General features: G+C 71.0%; 2 protein-coding genes. Both read left to right on the plus strand.

Annotated elements, in window-relative coordinates:
* Nucleotides 1-402: 402 nt before the first annotated feature.
* A complete protein-coding gene (locus QUS11_02205) occupies nt 403-1866 on the plus strand; it encodes a hypothetical protein (GenBank protein ID MDM7992105.1) in 1464 nt (487 codons plus the stop codon).
* Nucleotides 1867-2099: 233 nt separating this feature from the next.
* Nucleotides 2100-3250: DNA topoisomerase (locus QUS11_02210; GenBank protein ID MDM7992106.1), on the plus strand; the 1151-nt coding region annotated here is incomplete at its 3' end.

Raw genomic sequence — 3250 nt, forward strand, 5'->3', positions numbered from 1 at the left:
CAGCTCGACGACTCCGCCCAGTACCAGCGCGCCCTGTGCGGCATGGCCCTCTGGAGCGACCAGAACCCGCGCGCCCTGGCCGGCGGCCTCACCTCGGCCTTCGACACCCGCGTCGTTGAGGCGACCTGGCCCGGCCTCGTCGAGGGCCATTAGACCCTGCGCGAAGCCCCCTTCTGGCATCTGGCCCCCCTCGGCCGGCCCGGCGGGCGCCCCTTCTGGGCCGTCCTGACCAGCTACGAGTTCGCCCCGTCCACCTGGAACTTCTTCCGCCCCCTGCCGCCCCTGCTGCGCCTCAACTTCCCCCTCGCCCTGGCGGTCGACATCCCCAGGTCCTATGAGCGCAACAGCGCCATCGACGCCCTGGAAGGCATCATCCAGGCCTATGAGGTCCACCTCGCCGGTATGCGCGGCGAGGACAGCCGCGCCGTCCAGCGCGTGGCCGACTGCCGGCGCGCCCTCCAGGAGATCAACCAGGGCGACGCCCTCCACCTCGTCCAGCTGTGTCTCGCCATCGCCGCCGATGACCTCGACACCCTGCGCGAGCGCGTCCAGGCCGTCGTCAACGAGACCCGCGCCTGGTTCAGCCTGCGCCACGAGGTCGGCGAGCTGCTCGCCCGCGCCCTGGGTTACTTCGCCGCCCGTCCCACCCGCCAGGTCGGCCTGCCCGACACCACCTGGCCCGTCGTCTCCCGCGAGCTCGCCCTCATGCTCTCCCCCCTCGGTTACCGCAAGCTGTCCAGCACCCAGGGCGTCCTGCGCGGCGAAGCCGTCGGCGCCGCCTACCCCGTCTTCCACGACTCCTGGCTCGACCGCCGCGCCACCCACGAGGTCTGGGTCGGCGTCTCCGGCTTCGGCAAGACCTTTGGCCTCAACTGCTACCTCACCCGCGAGTTCGCCGAAAACGGCATCCCCTTCGACCTGCTCGAGCCCATGGGCCACGGCCGCCATATCGCCGAAGCCTTCGGCCTGCCCTGGACCGTCATGAGCGCCCGCGCCACCCGCCTCAACCCCCAGGATGTCATGTTCCCGACCCTCATCGAGCAGGTCAGCCATGCCACCCGCATCTACGAGACCGTCCTCGGCCGCCCCCTGTCCGGCGGCCAGCGCCAGAACCTCGAGCGCGGCCTGCTCGGCGAGGCCCTCGAAACCCTCTACTCAGGCTTCCCGGACCTCGGCCAGGTCACCCCCGACCTCGCCCCCACCTGTGACGTGGTGTGTGATGTGCTCTCCGGTCTGGGCGACAAACCCGCCACCCAGGCCATCGCCCGCGACCTCGCCGACGAGATCGCCGGCCTGTGCACCGGCAGCGGCCCCTGGGCCTCCTTCCTCAACGGCGCCACCAACGTCGACCTCACCCGCGCCGGCCGTGCCTGGATTGGCCCCCGCGTCTTCAGCTTCCACGAGCTCGAAAGCGACCCCATCCTCCAGGCCCTGGCCTACACCCAGGTCCTCAGCGCCATCCGCCGCGACAGCCTCATCGACGAGCAGCCCCGCATCATCGCCGTCGACGAGGTCTACCGCCTGATGCGCCATCCTTCCCTGCTCGACTTCCTCGTCGAGGCCGCCAAGACCTTCCGCACCCGCCGAAAAAAGCTCATCTGCATCGACCAGCAGATGAGCGTCTTCCTTCAGGGCAAGTCCCGCCTTGTCTTCGAGAACAGCCCCATCCGCGTCGTCTTCTCCCAGCGCCAGGGCATGCACGTCTTCCAGGACGACCCCGCCTTCCAGCACCTCAACCCCCAGCACCGCGACATCATCGCCGCCCTGCCGCGCTTCCACTTCGTGCTCGACATCCAGGGCGAGGGCCTCTGGTACCTCTACAACCGCCCCACCCCCGGCGAGCTGGCCCGCTTCTCCACCACCTGATGTGAGAGTGAGATGACATGCCCCACAAGGACACCGCCCATCCCTGGCAGCAGATTGAAGACCAGGCGTTTCATGCGTTTCGTGAATGGCCCCTCTGGCTGGTCCTGCGCCGCCGCGAACTGCAGCGCCAGACCCTGCCCGCGCCGGCCCCAGGTCCGGGCCGCCCTGCGCGCCCTGGTTTGCCGCCTGAACAGCCGAAAGGCCATTGACCGATGGCTCGAGGAGCACACCCCATGAAGCTCGTCATCGTCGAAAGCCCCGCCAAAGCGAAGAAGATCGCCGCATTCCTGGGCGCCGGCTGGCGCGTCGAAGCCTGCCGCGGCCACGTCCGCGACCTGCCCGAAAACGACCTCGGCGTCGCGCTGGAACACGGCTTCCAGCCCCTCTACCAGGTCCTGCCCGGCAAGGCCGACCTCGTCCAGCGGCTCGCGCGGGCCATCCGCGCCGCCGACGCGGTCTACCTCGCCACCGATCCCGACCGCGAAGGCGAAGCCATCGCCTGGCACCTGCTGGCCCTGGCCGGCGACCTCGCGGACAAACCCGTCTACCGCCCGACCTTCAACGCCATCACCCCGGCCGCGGTCCAGGCCGCCCTGGCCGCGCCGCGCTCCCTCGACCAGGCGCTGGTCGAGGCCCAGCAGGCCCGGCGCATCGTCGACCGCCTGGTCGGGTACCTCGTCTCGCCCCTGGCCTGCAAGGCCCTCGAGGCCCGCCTGTCCGCCGGGCGCGTCCAGAGCGTGGCCCTGCGCCTCGTCGTCGAGCGCGAGCGCGCGCTCCAGGCCTTCGCGCCGGAGCCCTACTGGACCCTGCGCGCGGTCCTGGCGATGGAGGGCGCGCAGTTCGAGGCCAGGCTCCACCGCCTCAAAGACGCCGACGTCCGCTTCACCTCGCGCGAGGCGGCCGAAAAGCTGGTGGCGTTGCTGCGGGATGCGGCCTTCTGGACCGCCCAGACCGGGCAGACCCTGAAGCTGCGTCCCCCGCTGCCGCCCTTCACGACGTCCTCGCTCCAGCAGGCCGCCGCCAAAGGACTGGACCTCTCCCCCGAACGGACCATGGCCCTGGCCCAGACCCTGTACGAGCAGGGCCTCATCACCTACCACCGCACCGACGCGGTCGCCCTCGCCCCCGAAGCCCAGGCCGCGGCGCGCCAGCGCATCCAGCAGGACTTCGGCCCCGACTACCTGCCGCCCGCACCCCCGACCTACCAGACCCGGGCCGTGAATGCCCAGGAGGCCCACGAAGCCATCCGGCCCACCGACGTGGACCGCCTGCCGGACGACAGCGCCGGGGATGGCGCCCGCCTGTACGCCCTGATCTGGCGCCGCTTCCTCGCTTCCCAGATGGCGCCCGCCTGCGACCGGCTCAGCGTCGCCCTGATCCAGGC

Source organism: Candidatus Fermentibacter sp. (assembly GCA_030373045.1).
In the GTDB taxonomy this organism is placed as follows: domain Bacteria; phylum Fermentibacterota; class Fermentibacteria; order Fermentibacterales; family Fermentibacteraceae; genus Fermentibacter.